Genomic DNA, 19,400 nt, shown 5'->3' with positions numbered 1-19,400 from the left:
TATTCAGCGCATTAAAGCACGAAAAGGGACAGTCCCTCTTCGTGCTTTAATGCGCTGAAGCAAAAAAACAGCCCAAATAGAAATGACCTGAATATTTCATCATAAAGTCAAAAGACCGTTCTTCCTTAAATCCCTAATACTTAAAAAATGAGTGCCTGCTCTACGAGATCCGGCACTCATCTTTTAAACCTTCACACTTGGAAATAAAACTCCATTTCGAACCGTCTTTTCTTACCCAACCCCCAACAGCAAAATGACATAAGCAATCCCGCCGGCAGCAAATGCCCAAAAACTGCTTTTGCGTTCTTCTGGAATCTCTTCTTTCAATACGTTTAGGATGATACTTCCGGATAAGAACGCGAACAACAGTGCCAGCAGCGCTTCAGGAACTTCTGTTAAAATACCGATTGCCCAGCCAATCACGATTGCTGCACCAAGGACCCAGCGTCCCTCTTGATCATACCGGTCTTTATGGTGCTCACGCAGACCAAAATCGACCACGATAAAGTGAAGAGCCATTGCAGTGCCGTATAAAAACAGGTTGACCAGTCCTTCATCCTCTCTATGTACAAGAAGATATCCTATTAAGCCGTTGTAAATAAAAAAAGAGCTGATATGAACCCAAAATGCTGAACGTGCAGGCTTATCTTCCTGTTCAGTATTCATCTTTTTTGAATCTTGGACTGCCTTTTCCAATCCATAAAAAACAACCAGTCCCAGCATTGCGATTAAATAGGCATGGTGCTCGAGATAAGAAATCAGTGCAGCCGATTCCGCAATCGATTCCTGGTGTTCCTTCAATTCAGGAAGTATATGAATAAAAACATAGGCAACGGAAACCCCTCCGGCAATGGAAAGAAATTTGCTCCTCGGAATCGACTCCAAGAACACCATCCCCCTTGCAGACAAGTGGACCAGTGCAAGGAAGACAGCCAAACCCAATGACGTCCAATCCATAGAAAGACCTCCTTTTAAACTATGTTTTCCCTTCTTTCTGACTGATAATCCTAAGAAAAAATAGTGACCAACAAGACCTTGAACCTTATACAAAGATATCATTTCCACATTTATCCCGTTTACTGCTCCTGACTTTAGCCTAATTACATACTATAGACTTCTTTTGTTAGGGCACTATAGAGGTATCAACATTAATGAGGGTGTGTATTGAATTTGGTGAAATCTCAATATGAATTACTCGATGAAAACGAACATTCAGAAATCGACAGACAAATCAGCAGAATGACCTTCACAAAGAACTTCCGCTCTCCCAGCGCGGAGGAATGGTTTGTGTTCCTCCCTGATTTTCAAGATCCCCTGACCGGCGGAGCGGCCGGGAAAGCGATCATCCACTACGATCTCGAGCTGGTGAACAGGCTGGTCGGTTACGCTGCAACACTGTTTTCGATGCATGCAGGGGAAAACAGCTATGACGCAAAATACAATTAAGTTATGGAGGTTTTAAGATGAATGAATCTGTTATTCAATCAATACAGGAACATTCAAAGGCTTATAAATCCGAACGGGATCTCGACAAGATTCTCCAAGAGATTGGGGATTCACGAATCGTCCTTCTGGGGGAAGCCTCTCATGGGACATCGGAATATTATAAAATCAGAACAGAGCTCTCTAAACGGCTGATAGAGGAAAAAGGATTCAATATCATTGCAGTGGAAGGGGATTGGCCTGCCTCACAAAGCATAAACAAATATATAAAAGGAAATGATGAAACAGCCAATCCCCGGGATGTTCTTCAGTCTTTCAAACGCTGGCCGACATGGATGTGGGCAAATGAAGAGGTCGTCGAATTGATTTCCTGGCTGAAAGAGTACAATGCAAAGAAAGCCTCAAAACAAAAAGCCGGTTTTTACGGAATAGATGTTTACAGTCTTTGGGAATCAATGGAGGAAGTCATCCTCTACCTTGAAAATACAAATTCACCGGATCTGGAAAAAGCAAAGAAAGCGTTCTCCTGTTTTGAACCTTTTAATAAAGAACCACAGGAGTATGCGGTTTCTGCCGGCTATCTTGGTGAGGATTGTACTGAGGAAATTGTCGGGCTGCTCTCCACAATCAGGGCAAACAAAAAGGACTTCGCAGAAAGTCACGAGCAGGAGCTGAACCTGGAAGTCAATGCAATGGTGGCAGCAAACGCCGAACACTATTACAGAGCAATGGTCTCAAATGATGAAAAGTCTTGGAATATCAGGGATGAACATATGGTAGAAGCTTTAAACGCCGTTATGAAATTCTACGGTGAAGAGGCCAAAGTGATTGTTTGGGAACATAACACCCATGTCGGGGATGCGCGGGCGACTGATATGATGGAAGCCGGCATGACCAATGTCGGCCAGATCGTCCGTGAACAGAATCCTAAGGAAGATGTATATATTGTCGGCTTCGGCACGCATCGCGGGACCGTCATCGCCTCAAAAGAATGGGGAGTGAATCTTGAGAAAATGGAGGTTCCACCCGCTCAAAGGGGAAGCTGGGAGGACGCAATGCACCAGGCTGGCAATTACAATCAACTATTGCTATTCAATGATGAAAATAGAAAGCTGTTCCACTCACCGCTTGGCCACAGGGCGATCGGGGTTGTATACCGCCCTCAATATGAGCAGTACGGCAACTATGTACCGTCGATAATGTCTGAAAGATACGACGCGTTCATCTATATAGACGAAAGCAACGCCCTTCAGCCGCTCGAACTCAGCGATGTAAGATTATAAAACCAAAGTCTATGCTGTGAAAAATACACCATTAAACGAAAAAGAAGGCTGATCACCTTACTGATCAGCCTTCTTCTGCTTCCACCGGCATTCTAATAACAAACTTAGTACCCTTGCCTTTTTCACTGAATACATCAATGGTTCCTTTGTGCATAAGCACCAGCTGTTTTACAATCGAAAGGCCGAGACCGAATTCACCGTACGGATTATTGGTTCGCGATAGATCTGCTTTATAGAACCTCCGCCAAATGGACTGTATTTCATCAGGATCCATCCCCATCCCTGTATCTTCAATTTCTATGATCGTTTCCCCAGGAGACGAATACCCTTTAAGCCAGATTGATCCCCCATTAGTAAATTGAATGCTGTTTTTCGTGATGTTGATCAGAATTTGAATGAAGCGGTCATAGTCTGCCTGCACTTTAACATCTGCATCCACTTCAATATGGATTTCATTTTGTTTATCTTCCGCCTGAAAATCCAGCTGATCTTTGATGACTTCAAATACATCAAGCAACGGAAGCGTTACTTTATTAATGCTGATTTGGTTGGAGCGGATTTTTTCGTAATCCAGATTTTCATTCACAAGTCTGATCAGTCTGCGTGTTTCCTGGCTGACAAGGCCGAAGCTCTTTTCTTTTTGTTCTTCGGGAATCATGTCGTTCCGGATGCCTTCCATTACTCCGCGGATGGTCGTCAGCGGAGTTCTCAGTTCGTGTGAAACATCCGCCATGAACTGCCTTCTGCGGTTTTCAAGGCTGTCTATTTCTTCTTTAGAAACCTTCAACTTCATGACCATATTATTGAAGTCGTCTGCGAGGTCACCGATTTCATCAAAGTTCGAACTTGGAACGTGAACATCATAATTTCCAGCGGAAACAAGGGCAGTCGCTTCCCGTATCCGCTGTATCCTTTTCACATGAAGCTTCGATAAGAATAAACTGAGCAAAAATGTAATAGCTAGTGAGATAAGAACAATATATAGCAGATAGTTATTGATTTCACTCAGCATTTCCCTTGTTCCACTGATTGGCGATATGAGGATCAAACCGCCGGTCAAAGTTTCATTAATAATCCGCGGCATAATGACCAGTGATACTGCTTGATTAAACCGGCCAAAATCCTTTTTCAAGGGAACGGTCTCGCCGCGTTCAATCATCTGCCACTCTTCCTCGCTCATCTCAATACGAGGATAGATGTTTCCCCGCGAAAAGGATACCACCCCTTCCTGATTGAAGGTAATCAAGTCTATATCCCTTGCCTGAAGCAAGTTGCTGTATTCCTCAAGGTACTGCGGCCTTCTCGGGCTTGGCCTTTCCAGATCTGACAAAATCTTTTCCCCATAGGAGCTCAGTTCCTCCACCTTATTTTGGTAGACTAAGTCTTCAACATAATGTGAAAATAGGGTCCCCAAAATTAACAAGGCAATGATCAGAACACTCGTATGGCTGAGCAGAAGCTGATAAAGATATCTAATTTTCATCAGAAACCGCTGTTTCATCAAATTTGTATCCTACTCCCCAAACCGTATGGAGATAGGGCTGTTCCTTGCTGCCGATCTTATTGCGAAGCCGCTTGATATGGACATCCACTGTCCTTTCATCTCCATAGAAATCATACCCCCATACCCGCTCGAGCAGCTGTTCTCTGGAAAACACCTGCCGGGGGTGCTGGGAAAGATAATAGAGCAGATCAAACTCTTTCGGAGTCAGGTTTGTAAGAGGAACTCCTTTCAGAAGGACTTCACGGGTTTCTTTGCTGATTTGAAAGTCCGCTGTGGAGATATCCTTTTTGCCCGGAGAGGAATTCTGGTCCGTTTCATAACGCCTTGTCACTGCCCTGATCCTTGCCATCAGTGCGAGCGGCGAGAATGGTTTTGTAACATAATCATCCGCCCCAAGTTCCAGTCCCAGAACTTGATCTGATTCACTGTCCTTCGCCGTCAGCATGATGATCGGAACCTTTCCGCCGCCTTCCCTGATTTTCCGGCAAATGGCCACACCGTCCATGCCGGGAAGCATCCAGTCCAATATCACGAGGTCCCATCTGCCTTCCTTGTACCGTTGGTAACCTTGTACTCCGTCATGAACAAATTCCCCTTGAATGCCTTCTTTTATAAAAAACATTTCCAGCATCGAGGTGACACTTTCATTGTCTTCTACTACCAGAACGTCCATCCCTATCATCCCTTTCCCTGTACAAGCTCTAGTATTATTTTAAATTATAGTCCTTTTCTACCTCTTCTTCTATTGATTTCCCCTTTAACAAAGGGAAAAATCCCGCAGAGATGCGGGGATTTCCTGTTTCATTACACCCTTACAATGTGTCACCTTCAAATTGATCTGATTGCTCAGTGTGGTGTTCAGAACCTTTTTGGTGATGGCCTTTTCCATCCCCATGTCCGTGATGGCCTCTTTTACCTCCATGGAATAAGAATCCTTCCTCCTTATTGAACGGAAAAATGTCCAATTTCTTTGCTTCTTCTCTATGATCCGTCATGATTTCTTTCATGATCTCTTTTGTGGATTTCCCCTCAGTACTGATGCCCAACTCTTTTGCTGCTTTCATGATTGAAGCATCCAACACTTCATGTTTAAGCTCTTTGTGGTCTTTACCCTCGGTTTCGATCCCCAGCTCTTTCGCTGCTTTGACCAGAGCGGCTTCTCTGACCTCCTGGGCAAGCTCTTCAAAATCCTTGCCGCCAGTTTCGATTCCTAACTCTTTCGCCTTTTGCTTTACTAGCGTTTCCCTGACTTCTTGTGCCAGTTCCTCCTGCTGTTTTCCTTCCGGTGATATTCCAAGTTCCTTTGCTTTTGCTTCAAGTTGGACTCTATGAATTTCTTCCATGAGTGCCCGGGAATCCTTGCCCTCAGTATCAATTCCTAATTCTTCTGCTTTTTTCTTCAATTCTGCTTCCATGATTTCTTTCGCTAGTTCCCTTGTCTCTTTATCCTCTGGGTCGATGCCAAGTTCTTTCGCTTTTTCTTTTAACTGTTCTTCATTGTAGTGAAATTTCCCATGGCCGCCAAATACCGGCTCACCGGCTGATACTTCCCTGTTTGATTGAGCGTAGTCCTCTTCAGCGGCGAAGGCAGGAATCGCCCCAAGGATACCTACGGTTAATGCACCTGCCATTACATACATGAGTGTTCTTTTCTTGTTCATTTTTTTCCTCCTTATATCTTTGCTAGAAGCTCGAATCCTTGTATGTAAAAGGCTGTTTCTACAAATATTGCTGCTTTCGGATATCCCCGGATACTAAGAGTTTTACCTCTTATCGAGCGAAAGCAGCTCTTTTCTTTTCGGTGTTACCAGTTCACCCCTCTTAATATGGTTATTTTTTCGAGATTAGTATCAAACAACAAAGTTTACGAAAAGAGCCATGTAAAAACACTGCAGACAGGGATTCAGTGCTCTGCAGTGTTAGTATTTCCAAAAGTTATTGCCAAATTATGAACAATCCGTTGCCGGCGGTTTTTTAACTTTTAAGGAGGTTTTCTATTTTATATTCTTCCTTTTGTTCTTGCAGCCAAGCAGGATATTCTGTTTGAAGGGCCTGGTCAAAGAGAATATTTTTGACTTCTTCTTGATGGTCTTCAAGGACCGCTTCCTTCGCGTCTTTCTTATCCGTTACTTTAATGATATGGTAACCGAACTCCGTTTTGACGGGATCACTTATTTCATCTGCCTTCATTGAAAAGGCCTTCTCTTCGAATTCGGCAACCATATCCCCTTTGCTAAAGAAACCAAGTTCTCCGCCTGATTCAGCATTGGAAGTATCCGTAGAGTATTCTTTGGCCAGTTGGGCAAAGTCTCCTCCATCGTCCAGCTTTTTCTTTACTTCTGTTGCTGCAGCTTCATCTTCCACCAGGATATGGCTTGCCTGGACTTGCTCCTGCTGCGCAAAAGTTTCCTTGTTGGCTTCAAAGTATTCTTTGATTTGGTCATCCGTAATAGTCACTCTGTCATTCAGCAACTTTTCAGTTAGTAAATAAGATCGGATATTTTCTTTCACACTCTCCATACTTGCACCGCTGGAGGTTAAAGCCTCGTTGAACGCTTCATCGTTTTCATATGAGCTTTTGAGCGTCTTTAATTCAGCTTCTATTTCACTATCTTTCACTTTTATATCTTTTTTATCGCTTTCTAATTCAACGATTTTATTGGCAATTAGTGTGTCCAATGCAGCTTCGCCGTATTGATCCACCATCATGGAGTACAAGTCATCTTTGCTTATAGAATTGTTCCCCACTTTTGCTACAACTTCCCCTTTTGAAAAAATAAACCCGGTTATAATTAGACTAACGACGACCACACTGCCAATTAAACCTAGTAATTTACTATGATTGTTCTTTTTATCCACGATACCGCTCTCCTTTTTTATTAGAGGTGCCTGGCAGATATTCTCCCAGACACCAGAAAGATTATTTTAGATTAGTTAATCATGCTATTGCTAGTAAGAGTCAAACTGATGGACATCTTTTCAGCACCGCGATAAATTGTCATATCTGCCCTATCGCCTACTTTAAGGTCAGAATACAACTGCCTTCTTAAATCTGCTGGTGTTTCAACTGGTTGTCCATTTAGTTCGGTAATGACATCTCCAGCTTGAATTCCCCCTTTTGCTGCGGCTGACGTTTCGTCGATGTTCGCCACAATCACCCCGGCACTCACTTCATTCGGAAGCTCCTCCAAGTAGTTCCTTGGAACATCCGACAGACTAGTCATTCCTATCCCGATATAAGGGCGCTCTACTTTTCCTGTTTCAATGATTTCGTTGACAATCGGCAAGAACTCTTTACTTGGTATGGCGAACCCGAGACCTTCTACTCCAGAAGTTGAAATCTTCAAGCTGTTAATTCCGACTAATTCACCCTTGCCATTGATTAGAGCGCCGCCGCTATTTCCTGGATTGATAGCTGCGTCTGTCTGAATGACATTCAATTCCGACTCACCGGCAGAGGTTGGCACGGCTATCGTACGGTCCACCGCACTGACAATTCCTTGTGTTACGGTTCTCGATAAATCAAGACCTAATGGATTTCCTATTGCGATAACTTGTTCACCGGCACGAAGTTCACTGGAATCTCCGACTTCAAGCAGGTTATCCGCATACTTGCCATCAACTTTCAAGACGGCTAGATCTGTCAACGGATCCGCTCCGATCAACTCTGCTTTTGTCTTTTGGCCATCATGCAGAGACACTTCTATGTTAGAGGCATCTTCAATGACGTGATTGTTAGTGATGATATAAGCAAAGTCACCGTCTTTTTTGAAGAGGACCCCTGACCCGGTCCCGGCATTGGCTTTCTGAGGGGCTCCAGTATAGCGGTTGCTTTGTTCCTGATAATTAACAATGCCCACTATCGCCTTTGATGCGCCTTCTACAATGTTAGCGATATCCCCTCCGTTTGAGACATTAACAGCATTGATACCAGCTGTTTGGGAGGTTTCCGCCTGCTGCGTAATTCCTGCTGTATTCTGAATGCTGTCCTGAGCAAGATTTTGATAATAATCTGTTTGCGGCAGGACACTCAGTGTAAGGACAGAACCGATGACACCTGCACCAACAGTAGAAAGAAATCCTCTTCCTTTGAATTTTTTATTTTGCTTTTCATATCTATGTCTTTCTCCTGTTACAGGCTGCTCTGTTTCCGGCTGTGGTGAAACTGTATGCTGAACTTCTTCATTATTATTTTGATTGTTTTGTTCAAACATTCTATTTCCTCCTCTATAGGTAATAGCTATTTATCTGCTGACTAATCTAAAGTTTTAAGTTGTTGTATCGCTTTCTCTTGGTGCTTGATTTCATCTTAAAGGGAAAATATTACGAAATTATTAACAATCTATGTACAGGTTGGGAAGTTTTAATGAATGGGTATTAAACAAACGTTTGATTAATTAACCCTTAAGCTCCCTATTTTAGAACAGCAGCGTTGAAAGCCTGTACTTTGTCAGCCAGTTTTATAGTGCATCATGAAAAGCGCAAGCGACCCTTTTAGACCCGACAGGCAAATATTCCCCGGAGAAAAAAGACGGTCTTTCCCTTTTATTCTCCGGGAATTATTAAATCCCAGAAAGGAAAAGAGGCTGATTTTCATGGAGATATATATGATGAGGAGTGAGGCTGCTTCGGTCGGGAAGGGCTCGTTTTCGTGGAGATTTGTATGAAGTTGAGGCTGCTTCGGTCGGGAAGGGCTCGATTTTCGTGGAGATTTGTATGAAGTTGAGGCTGCTTCGGTCGGGAGGGGCGGATTTTCATGGAGATTTGTATGAAGTTGAGGCTGCTTCGGTCGGGAGGGGCGGATTTCCTTCAAGACATGGATGAAGGGCGGTTACTTCGGTTGCGAGAGCCGCGTTTCCCTTCCAGATTCATATAATGACCAGTGGATACGAACGCTTGTGCGCTGCGGCTGGCCTAAGAAACGCTGCCTATTCAAATCTATAATTCATTACTTTTCTAATGGTAAGGTTGTTTTCGTATATATTCTTGCTTTCGGAAAAATCCCAAGAGCCGGATTTTCCCCCGGATACTAAGAGTTTTGACTCTAAACGAGAATAGGCAGCTCTTTTCTTTTCGGTGTTACCAGAATTCATCTCCGTAATAGGGTTATTTTTCAAAATTAGTATAGAGTAGCAACAAAGTTTACGAAAAGAGCCAACCGTAAAAAAGACCGCCAAGTGATGGAGGTCTTAAACATACTCTTATCTTTCTATATATTTGCGGATGTTCTCGAGCACTGCCTGGTAATAGGAGTTTTCGTGAGGCACAAAGTCTTTCTTTTTAGCAATTAACACTTTCTTTTCTCTCTTTCCATCAAAGGTAATCTGAAATCCTTTTAAATGGATGTTCTCTATCCCACCATCTATCAACTTTTCAAATTGGTCAAACTCTGCCCGGAAAATACCGCATACCTCCTCTTCCTCTAAAGAGAAGTCCTCCATCGATCCTGTAAACTCATATAAGAAAAGGCGGGCTCTTTCTCTATCAATAAAGTTCTCTGTAGTAACCTCATACGGAATGATTCCCACGGGAACCAAATCTGCAAAAGATACCTCTATCCCTGTCTCTTCCCTTACTTCCCTGATTCCTTCCTCAAAGGTTTCATGAGATAAGATATGGCCTGCTGCGGTGATATCCAGCAGATTGGGGTAATCTTTCTTTTTGAGGCTTCGCAATTGAAAATAGAGATAACAGCTGCCTTCCTTTCTCTCAATAAACCAGCAATGGAACGTTTCATGCCAGTACCCCTTTTGATGAACCTCATCACGCGGGGCAGTCCCAATCGGTACTCCTTCATTATTAAAGATCGTAAGAGTTTCCTTTTCCATCTTCGTCCTCCCTAAGCCTCAGCTCTTTAACGTACTTAATTTCCGTTTTCTAATAACCTGGTTGATCACTTCGGAAAAGACAAGACCAATAGCAATCGAACCTGAAATCATAAACGCTTTGGCAGCTAAGTTTATTGCCGAGTTATAATCATTCTGAACAAAGTTCCTCATCGCATCATAAGCCATCCCGCCAGGAACCAATGGGATGATTCCAGCCACACTGAATATAATGATGGGTGTTCGATAAATTTTAGAATAAATTTGGCTTAGAACAGCGACCAGAAATGACGCGGTTACAGTAGCAAGCACAATATCGACCTCGTTCATTGTCATCATAATATAAACGACCCAGCCGAACATCCCGACACTTCCGCACTTAATCAAAGACTCCCTCGGCGCATTAAAAATGATGCCAAAAGCTGCTGAAGCAATGAAGCTCGTGATAACTTGTTCTATTATATACACTTTGCCGATCATCTCCTATTTCTTAATTCCATTAGAAGGGCGAGGGTACAGTCATAAACCCCTGGCTGTATTCTTGAACCTAAACCTGATCATAGCAGTCCTTGCCGGCCTAAAGCACTCTCTATTAAACGAACGTAAAAACAATTGCAATCCCAGACCCTATGGCAAAAGCCGTCAGAAAAGCTTCAGCCCCTTTGGATAATCCTGAAACAAGATGCCCAGCCATCAAATCTCTTACAGCATTTGTAATCAGCAATCCCGGCACAAGGGGCATGACTGAACCAATAATGATCTTATCCAGCTCAAAACCAACTCCGCTCCATATAAATCCGAATGACAACATACCAATTGTGAAGGATGCAAGAAATTCAGCGAAGAACTTAATCGGCACAACTTTATGAAAATAAATCAGACTCAAAAACCCTATCCCCCCTGTTACTACTGCCGGAAGGAAATCATGCCAGCTTCCTTGGAACATGATCAGAAAACACCCGCTGGCAATAGCAGCAGCCAAAATCTGAATATAAAAAGGAAACGGCATCGTAGCAGCATCGGCCTCTTCCAATAGTTCATAAGCCTTGTCAATTGATAGCTCCCCGCTGCTGATTCTCCTGGAAATGCTATTCACTACAGTTACCTTCTTTAAGTCTGTCGTTCTCTCTGAAATCCGGATCAGCTTTGTTTTCGTTGGTTCTGAAGTTTCAATCGAAAAGATGATTCCCGTTGGCGTAACGTAGCTGTGGGACTCTTTTATTCCGAAAGAGGCGGCGATTCTCATCATTGTATCTTCTACCCTGTAGGTTTCCGCCCCGCTCTGCAGCATAATCTTCCCGGCAAGAAGGCAAACCTCCATGATGTCATATTTAATCTCCATTTGTTTTTCCATGCATTCACTCTCTCCAATAAACACCTTAAGGTTTTGTAGCTACAATTCTATAGGAAATAGGATTGTATAAGCAACACTTCACGCTTTAAAGTACTAAAAGCCACCTAACAAAAAGAAGAAGCTGCGGACAGCTTCTTCTTTTCGCTCTATTATTATTATTTGATTCCGCCCGAAATATTGGATCCTTCGATAAAGTGCTTTTGGAAAAAGAAGAATAACAATACCACCGGTGCCAGGACCATGACGGACATGGACATCAGATAGTGCCACTGCGTCTGCATCTGCCCTTTGAAAGTCTGCAGTCCTATCTGCAGGGTGTACATGCTTTCATCATTAAGATACAGAAGCGGTCCGAGCAGGTCATTCCATGCTCCATTAAAAGAGAAAATGGCGACGGTTATCAATGCCGGCTTTGTCAGCGGCACCATGATATGCCACCAGATTTGAATATGGTTGGCGCCATCCAATACAGCCGCATCAAGAAGCTCATTGGGAATGGTAAGTGAAAACTGTCTAAGCAGGAAGATAAAAAACGCACTTCCCAGGAAAGAGGGAACAATCAAAGGAAGATAGGAATTAATCCAGCCAAGCTTTGAAAACAGAATATACTGCGGCACCATCGTTACAAATCCTGGAATAAGCATAGTTGACAAAACCAATACAAATAATGTGTTTCTTCCTTTGAATGGAATTTTGGCAAAAGCGTAGGCCACCAGTGAGTTAATGAATACACTTCCAATCGTACCTATGGTGGCGACCATCAATGTATTAAGCGTCCATCTGGTAAACGGCGCAGTCTGCCATGCTTGCACATAGTTTGAAAACTGAAATGTCTCCGGAATGAATGTCGGCGGATACTGAGCAATTTCTTGAGGTGTTTTCAAGGAAGTTGAGATCATCCACCACAGCGGAGAAAGAATGACGACGCTCCCAGCTATCAATATGAAGAGAATGAACCACTTATGGGCTTTCTCCCTGAATTTTTTGGATTGATGAAATTTTAGTTTTTCTGTATTCTCCATTACTTCCTGTCCCCTCCTTCATAATAAACCCATTTCTTCCCAAGCTTCAGGTTGATGAAGGTCAAGAAAAGGACAATAACGAATAAGAACCAGGCCATTGCCGTTGCATAACCCATATCAAAAATTTCAAATGCATTATTCCACATATGAAGATTGTAAAATAATAATGAATTCGCAGGGCCTCCGCTGCCATTATCCGTCATGACATAAGCTTCCTGGAATATTTGGAACGAACCAATCGTACTTGTGACAATATCAAAGAAAATGATTGGCGTTATCATCGGCAGAGTAATATAGAAAAACTTATGAAAAATATTAGCTCCATCAAGTTCTGCCGCTTCATACATTTCTTTCGATACCCCTTGAAGCACTGCCAGATAAAGAAGCATTCCTCCTCCAACACTCCAGAGCTTCATAATAATCAGGGAAGGCTTGGTCCATTCTGGATCAAACAGCCATGCCGGTCCGTCTACCCCAAACCAGGCAAGGAACGTATTGATCATTCCTGTGCTGGGACTCAGAAGCTGCATCCAAAGGAAGTAGACAGCTACTCCGGAAAGAATGGATGGCAGATAAAAGATCGTCCTGAAGAATTTCATTCCTCTGACCTTCTGATTCAACAGGACCGCCAGGAGAATGGCTCCTGCGGTTGTTGCCGGAACTGAAAAAAGAACAAAATAAAGTGTGTTCCAAAGAGATGTCATAAACATCTCATCGATTGTGAACATCTTTTTATAGTTATCCAAACCAATAAAATTCATTTTTGAAGTGATATTATAGTCCGTAAAACTTGCTGCCAATGAAAATATCATCGGTCCCAGTGTCAATCCAAAGAACCCGAGCAGCCATGGACTGATGAACAAATAACCAAATAGATTATCCTTTGTTTTTTTATTAATAATTTTTTTCTTCTTCACCGGCTTATCAACTGCTCTGATTCCGGCTGCTTCGTTTTTTCTTTTTAACTTGACATTTCCAGAGTGAAGACCGGTTGACCTGCCGGATTCAGTAGTGTCTGAAATTACTTCTGCGTTGGACCCCTTCATAGGAATACCCCCCTTTTTATTAACCCGAGTGCTGGAGCATCATAAAAATGAAAAAATATTTTTATTGACCAAAAGAGAGAAGGAAACCCTTCTCTCTGAATGGCAATTACCTTTTCATTTTCTCTACCGATTCCTGAGCAGATTTTAGCGCTTCTTCTGCTTCAAGCGAGCCCATCATGAACTCATCGACCTTTGGATTCAGGAGATTTTGATAATCAGGGTATTCAACCGGCATTGGATGCAGCTGAGTGAACTCCAGATTATCGATAGTCGCCTGATAAATTTCTTTATCTTTTCCTTCTAACTCTTCAGCTGCTTGCTCGGCAGCAGCGGCATTCGCTACGTTATCAAAGTTCTGCATAGCCCAATATTTCTGAGCTTCTTCGCCTGTTAAATATTTAATGAATTCTGCTGCAGCTTCCGGATTGTCAGCCCCCTTAGGAATTTCAGCAACAAACCCGCCGCCGTCACTCCATGGCTTACTGCTTTCATCATAAGCAGGTACAGGTGCTACCCCAAAGTCCATATCCTGACCGAATTCTTTGATCTCGGTATAGAAGTTACCTACATTGACCCACATCGCTACTTTACCGCTGATGAAAGGGTTGGACTGCTGGCTTCCAAATTCAGCCTGGAAGCTTTGAACGGTTTTATCACCGATTCTGTCTTTCCAGCTCTTGATCCATTCAATCGCCTCTACTTTCCTTGGCGTATTGATGAATACTTCTCCGTCTTCCACTAACTTTTGGCCTTCATCGCCATTGACCATCCATGAATTTGCTCCGATGCTTCCCCACAGCGGATAAAACCCTACGCGCTCATAGCGGTCACCGTCTTTTACATCCAGTTTTTGTGCGTATTCTTCAAGCTCTTCCCAGGTTTTCGGCGGCTGTTCAGGATCCAGTCCGGCTTCCTTGAACGCTTCTTTATTGTAGAAAAGCATGCGTGTATCTGTATTGAAAGGCACGGCATACGGCTTCCCTTCATATTCAACCGTATCCCAAAGGTGTGGATAGTATTGTTCCTTAAAATCTTCTCCAATATATTCGCTTAAGTCTTCAACCTGCTCATTTTCTGCCCGCTGTGCAACCGAGTTGATATCATTAATGATGACATCAGCTGGATCTCCTGCAGCGATGGAAGCAAGATTTTTTGTCCAAATATCGCCCCAAGGCAGATATGTATGTTTAACAACGATTTCGTCCTGAGATTCGTTAAAGTCCTTAATGATTTTCTCTATCATAGGCTTTCTGGTTTCAGAGCCCCAGAACGTCCAGAAATCAACAACTTTTTTACCGTCTTCCGTGACATTTGCACTTGCTCCCTCATCGTTACCGCAGCCGGCTAAAAAGCCTGACATCAGCAGAACAAGAGAAAGAAGCATAGCTAAACTTCTTTTCTTCATTTGTTACTCCCCCTAAACTTAATAAATATTACAATAAACTTACAAATTACTTCTGCTTCTTCTTCTACCCCGCTTCTTCTTCTCCTTAAACATCTTTCTACAAATAAACTAAATTTTCGTCAGCCTTTCCATTCCATTTCTGTGGCAGCTTGATTCCGTTTGATAAGCAGAAAGCGCTTCATACCACTGATCGGAAGCACTTTGATGGAGCAGAGAATTTGACAATTCCACCTAAATATTTTCACGCATATTCTTTAGAATGAATTTATTGACTTTGAATCCTCTTTTCCAGAAAATGAAGATATATCTATTTAAATAAGGAGTACACATGAAAACTAAAACCGAAGAACTATATCACTTTTTGATTGATAATGTCCCTTCCTTTACCGAAGACTGGCTTCAATTTCAGGAAATAAAGACCGGTTCGCATTATTCACTAGATGCCCCTCCTGAGGTTCTGGAGAAAATTAAGGAGCAAAACGGCAAGTATGTAAGACTTGTTGCCGAGTCGCTGCTCCAGGATGAAGAAGAAATGCGAAAGAGCATTGCAGAGTGGACTATGCAAACAGCGTCAGACAGAGCCAAATCTGATACTTCATTAACGGAAGTGACGAGAAACGGCGGTTACTTCCGCTCAGTTCTTATTGATTATGTCGAAAAATTCGCCACACAGGCAGACCTTGATCTCAGTATGGAGGACTTGTTTCTCTGGGTGAAAAAAGTTAACAGAACCTTTGATTATGTAATGGAGACTTTCACGGATAACTTCCTGAAAATCCTTTTGAGCAGGCTGTCTTCCCAATCCATGCTGATCAATGAATTGAGCGCCCCTGTCATCACCCTTACGGAAGATGTAGGTCTTCTTCCTATCATCGGAGATATCGATACCTCTAGAGCCAAGAGTATTTTGGAAACCACTTTGCAACAGAGTGCCGACTCAGGAATTTCTTATCTGATCATTGATTTATCAGGTGTGGTCATGGTTGATACGATGGTCGCACACCAAATCTTTCAGCTCATAGAATCCCTGAAATTGATTGGAGTGGAAACGGCACTGACCGGCATACGTCCGGAAGTGGCAATGACAGCCGTTCAGCTAGGAATCGATTTTTCTGAGATCAAGACAGAAAGCTCTTTGGAGAGAGTTATATTGACTTTAGCCAAAAAATTAGATGAAAACATGAAACCCTAAGGTTTATATGGGGGTGCGTTCATCAGGATCGCACCCCTGTTTAGTGTTTCTTCCCTAGACAAGGGGAGACGGGGCATGGAAAAGCTCTTCGTGAAGTAATGTCCGGGAAAACGGATTTTGCGGCCCAATGAGACTGCCTTTTTGGAATGGCCCGCAAAAAAGATTTGCAGCCCAAACAAGCTTCATGCGGACAAGCAATAAAATTTAAGGGGGAGAGAAATTGCGAAAATGGCTTTCAGCCGCAGCTGGAATAATTTTATTGGCATTGTTTTTATACTGGCAGAACAATTCTATAGTAAAGACGGAAATAGACATTGCCTCTGGTGATCTCCCTGCTGCATTCAATGGTTATAAAATCATTCAGCTTTCCGACCTCCACAGTAAGTCATTTGGAAAGAATCAAAAGAACATACTGGAAAAAGTCCTAAGCTCCCAGCCGGACTTAGTTGTTTTCACAGGAGATTTAGTGGACGGGAAGAATTACGATGAGGAACCCAGTCTCTTGTTAATGAAAGAACTGCTGCAAATAGCACCGGTGTTTTTTGTGACAGGAAATCATGAATGGTGGTCTGGAAACTTTCAAGAACTGGAAAAGAAGCTTCTGACCCTTGGAGTAACAGTTCTGAGAAATGATCATGTGGAAATTGAAAAGGATAATAGCAAAATGACGATACAAGGAATTGATGATCCCGATGGTGGACTTTCTGCGGAAGAAACTATGGATATTACAGCACCTGGGACCTCAGAAGGATTCCGAATCCTCCTTGCTCACAGACCCCAGCATTTTCAACTTTATGAAAATCACCAGTTTGACTTGATTTTCTCCGGTCACGCCCATGGCGGACAATTCAGGCTTCCCTTTGTCGGCGGGATTATTGCTCCTGACCAGGGGTTCCTGCCGGAGTATGATGGCGGGAGATATCAATCTGGAGATTCAGTCATGATTGTCAACCGGGGACTCGGCAACAGTATCATTCCCCAACGTCTTTTTAACAGACCGGAAATCATCGAAACCACCTCCTTTCTAAATAACCTTGCAAAGAGCCATGCGGCAGCTGTCCGTATGGCTCTTTGTTTCGGAAAGCGAGTAAGCAAACCTGGTAACCCAGTTTAGGTTCCCGCGTTTATATAATTGCATGACTGGCACTCAAGAGCCTCCCTTTATTTCTAGATGCAGTTTTTACCTCTTTTAAAAGCAGTTCTATTGCACATATTAAATAATGGTCAATGGGCCTAAAAAAGGAGGTAATAACAATGAAGATAAAGCTTAAATCTTTTCTTATATGCGCCATCGCACCCTTGATGATACTGACAGCTTGTAATGGAAACGGAAATAATGAACTTGCTGATCCCCAGGATGTAAACTACGATCCTGTAAGCTTCAATGGTGAAAACCCAAACATGAACGAAAACGGCAATGGAAATGCAGGTACAAATCGTGATCCTGGAGACCCTGCTGTACAGCGTCAGGGACGTAACCTGTTTACACAGCGTTACCTGATTCCAATGGATCCCCGTAATGGCGGTCAGCGTTATGCTCAAAGAAATGAGCAGGGTAATCAGGGGAATGGCCAGCAAGCCGCTCAGGAACCTGAAACACCTCAGCAGCCTGCAGATGATAATGGACAGAATGCTGAAGCACAGAACGGAAATATGGATGAATATGTTCAGCAGGTTATCGACTTAACAAACGGTGAACGCAAAAAGAATGGGCTGCCGGCATTAAAACCTCATGCTGAATTATCCAATGTGGCCCGCATTAAATCAGAAGACATGGTGAATAAAAATTACTTCTCCCACACGTCCCCTACTTATGGGTCTCCATTCGAAATGATGGAGAACTTCGGGATTGAATACAGCACGGCAGCTGAAAATATTGCTGCAGGCCAGAACTCCCCTAAAGAAGTTGTTCAAGCATGGATGGACAGCCCGGGACACCGTAAAAACATTATGAACAATCAAGTGACCCATATCGGAGTCGGCTATGCTGAAGACGGCGGCATGGGGATTTATTGGACACAAATGTTTATTAAGTAAAGCAGTAAAGACCCTTTCAATAGTCTAAGGGGGCTTATTATTAAGCAAGGCAGACACCACAAAAAAATCCCGGCGGAATTCTCCGCCGGGATTTTCAACCTTATTACAGGTTAGTGTTTGTTCCATTGTTTACTCTTACATTTTCAGGATAAGTGTGCGTATTCATTGCATTATTATTGGAGAAATGACCATACACTTTATCTTGACGGTCTTCATCCGCTTCAACAAGCACCACAATATGTCCCTTATTTAAATAACCTTCATATTCCTTTGCATGTTCTTCAGGAATACCTGCTCCTGTTAAAGCACCAACAAGTCCGCCGCCGCCGGCACCAATTGCTGCACCGCTCAACGCTGTTGCTAACGGCCCTGCTGCAGCCAGTACACCAATACCAGGGATGGTCAGCAATCCGACCTCAGCAATGATACCAGCGATACCGCCGAGCACACCGCCCGTTCCGGCACCTATACCGAATCCTTTACCTGCATTCTTGCCGCGTCCGCTGTCTTTTTCAGTCACTTCACTGTCCGTTTCATGCTGAATTCCTTTAACATCATCATTATCTTTTGCAAAAATTGAGATATCTTCTTTTGTATAGCCCATGTCATGAAGAGCTTCAATCGCCCGCACTGCTTCATCCTTGTTTCTGAATACTCCACCGATTATAGACTTATTCATATATATACCTCCTCAAAAGATTTCTTCATAAAGTGTAATTCCCCTATAGCCAGCAGCTAAACGTGCAATTATTTAAAAGCTGTCATTTAATAAAAAATGTTAGGTTTTTCATTTATAAAAATTGCTGTTAAATCTGCTTTGCTTGCTCTGAATTTCTTTTGACAAAATACCTGCCGAATTTGTCACAAATAACCTAACTTGGACTTGCAGTTAACGGGCTTCCCACACGCTGTCACTCGAATAATGGCAGAGCCGCATATAATCGGCTTGTTATGACCAAAGATAAAGTCATCTATCCTTCCTTAAATAGGAAGAGAAGTTGACTTTTTTCTTTAAATGCAATGGATATACTGCTCTCTTTACTACATTAGCTTAAAAATCGTTGGATGTTTTTTAAAACAATTTGCCGGCCGGGGCTGGAACGGTACTTTATCAACTAGTCGATGGAAAGAAGCTGAATCAAGGAGTGACCGGTGGCACTCATCCATGTCGTTCAGTATTTTGGATAGTAAATAGAGGAAAAAAAGTCCTTTATTTACTACAAAACACTAAAAAGAGCTAAAATAGGGGTATAAATTTCCCTTATTTAACTTAATACAATAGAAAAATG

General features: G+C 42.8%; 18 protein-coding genes. 5 read left to right on the top strand and 13 right to left on the bottom strand.

The window, feature by feature from the left end:
- Positions 1-231: 231 nt before the first annotated feature.
- Complete coding sequence (locus tag FZC78_RS18655; protein ID WP_148941589.1) at positions 232-957, bottom strand: hypothetical protein; 726 nt, start codon at positions 955-957, stop codon at positions 232-234.
- A 213-nt stretch (positions 958-1,170) separates the two neighbouring features.
- On the opposite strand from FZC78_RS18655, the gene FZC78_RS18650 reads away from it, so the two are divergent.
- Both FZC78_RS18650 and FZC78_RS18645 read left to right on the top strand, forming a co-directional pair.
- The gene (locus FZC78_RS18650; protein WP_148941648.1) at positions 1,171-1,446 is read left to right on the top strand and encodes a hypothetical protein; all 276 of its coding nucleotides are present in this window, start codon (positions 1,171-1,173) and stop codon (positions 1,444-1,446) included.
- Positions 1,447-1,463: 17 nt separating this feature from the next.
- Entirely contained in the window at positions 1,464-2,726 is a 1,263-nt protein-coding gene (locus FZC78_RS18645) for an erythromycin esterase family protein (RefSeq protein ID WP_148941588.1), read from the top strand.
- Positions 2,727-2,790: 64 nt separating this feature from the next.
- On the opposite strand, the gene FZC78_RS18640 is transcribed toward FZC78_RS18645, so the two are convergent.
- From FZC78_RS18640 to FZC78_RS18590, 11 genes are all read right to left on the bottom strand, one after another.
- The gene (locus FZC78_RS18640; RefSeq protein ID WP_148941647.1) at positions 2,791-4,209 is read right to left on the bottom strand and encodes a sensor histidine kinase; all 1,419 of its coding nucleotides are present in this window, start codon (positions 4,207-4,209) and stop codon (positions 2,791-2,793) included.
- Positions 4,199-4,903, bottom strand: a complete 705-nt coding sequence (locus tag FZC78_RS18635; RefSeq protein ID WP_148941587.1) for a response regulator transcription factor — start codon at positions 4,901-4,903, stop codon at positions 4,199-4,201. Before FZC78_RS18635 ends, FZC78_RS18640 begins: the two co-directional genes overlap by 11 nt.
- Before the next feature lie 139 nt (positions 4,904-5,042).
- On the bottom strand, positions 5,043-5,891 hold the full coding sequence (locus FZC78_RS18630) for a hypothetical protein (RefSeq protein WP_148941586.1): 849 nt from the start codon (positions 5,889-5,891) through the stop codon (positions 5,043-5,045).
- Positions 5,892-6,204: 313 nt separating this feature from the next.
- A complete protein-coding gene (locus tag FZC78_RS18625) occupies positions 6,205-7,089 on the bottom strand; it encodes a foldase protein PrsA (protein WP_353733581.1) in 885 nt (294 codons plus the stop codon).
- A gap of 71 nt (positions 7,090-7,160) precedes the next feature.
- On the bottom strand, positions 7,161-8,444 hold the full coding sequence (locus FZC78_RS18620) for a S1C family serine protease (protein ID WP_148941584.1): 1,284 nt from the start codon (positions 8,442-8,444) through the stop codon (positions 7,161-7,163).
- Between the two features lie 987 nt (positions 8,445-9,431).
- Positions 9,432-10,058 carry an NUDIX hydrolase gene (locus tag FZC78_RS18615; protein WP_148941583.1) on the bottom strand — a complete coding sequence of 209 codons (627 nt, stop codon included), beginning with the start codon at positions 10,056-10,058 and terminating at the stop codon, positions 9,432-9,434.
- Positions 10,059-10,076: 18 nt separating this feature from the next.
- On the bottom strand, positions 10,077-10,523 hold the full coding sequence (locus FZC78_RS18610; protein ID WP_148941582.1) for a threonine/serine exporter family protein: 447 nt from the start codon (positions 10,521-10,523) through the stop codon (positions 10,077-10,079).
- Positions 10,524-10,647: 124 nt separating this feature from the next.
- A complete protein-coding gene (locus FZC78_RS18605; RefSeq protein WP_148941581.1) occupies positions 10,648-11,409 on the bottom strand; it encodes a threonine/serine exporter family protein in 762 nt (253 codons plus the stop codon).
- 155 nt (positions 11,410-11,564) lie between these two features.
- Entirely contained in the window at positions 11,565-12,431 is an 867-nt protein-coding gene (locus tag FZC78_RS18600) for a carbohydrate ABC transporter permease (protein WP_148941580.1), read from the bottom strand.
- A complete protein-coding gene (locus FZC78_RS18595; RefSeq protein WP_148941579.1) occupies positions 12,431-13,477 on the bottom strand; it encodes a carbohydrate ABC transporter permease in 1,047 nt (348 codons plus the stop codon). Before FZC78_RS18595 ends, FZC78_RS18600 begins: the two co-directional genes overlap by 1 nt.
- A 106-nt stretch (positions 13,478-13,583) precedes the next feature.
- Positions 13,584-14,882 carry an ABC transporter substrate-binding protein gene (locus FZC78_RS18590; RefSeq protein ID WP_148941578.1) on the bottom strand — a complete coding sequence of 433 codons (1,299 nt, stop codon included), beginning with the start codon at positions 14,880-14,882 and terminating at the stop codon, positions 13,584-13,586.
- Positions 14,883-15,210: 328 nt separating this feature from the next.
- Between FZC78_RS18590 and FZC78_RS24620 the strand changes: the two genes are divergently transcribed.
- From FZC78_RS24620 to FZC78_RS18575, 3 genes are all read left to right on the top strand, one after another.
- Complete coding sequence (locus FZC78_RS24620; RefSeq protein WP_148941577.1) at positions 15,211-16,074, top strand: STAS domain-containing protein; 864 nt, start codon at positions 15,211-15,213, stop codon at positions 16,072-16,074.
- A 220-nt stretch (positions 16,075-16,294) separates the two neighbouring features.
- Positions 16,295-17,188, top strand: a complete 894-nt coding sequence (locus FZC78_RS18580; protein WP_148941576.1) for a metallophosphoesterase — start codon at positions 16,295-16,297, stop codon at positions 17,186-17,188.
- A gap of 140 nt (positions 17,189-17,328) precedes the next feature.
- Positions 17,329-18,111: a CAP domain-containing protein gene (locus FZC78_RS18575; protein WP_252183680.1), complete on the top strand. Its 783-nt coding sequence runs from the start codon at positions 17,329-17,331 to the stop codon at positions 18,109-18,111.
- Positions 18,112-18,214: 103 nt separating this feature from the next.
- Here the strand turns inward: FZC78_RS18575 and FZC78_RS18570 are convergent, their stop codons facing one another.
- Positions 18,215-18,790, bottom strand: a complete 576-nt coding sequence (locus tag FZC78_RS18570; protein ID WP_148941574.1) for a general stress protein — start codon at positions 18,788-18,790, stop codon at positions 18,215-18,217.
- Between the last annotated feature and the right edge of the window lie 610 nt (positions 18,791-19,400).

This window comes from Rossellomorea vietnamensis, assembly GCF_008180415.1.
In the GTDB taxonomy this organism is placed as follows: Bacteria; Bacillota; Bacilli; order Bacillales; family Bacillaceae_B; genus Rossellomorea; species Rossellomorea vietnamensis_C.
The sequence above is the reverse complement of the archived record's forward strand: the minus strand, read 5'-3'. Positions and strand labels throughout refer to the sequence as shown.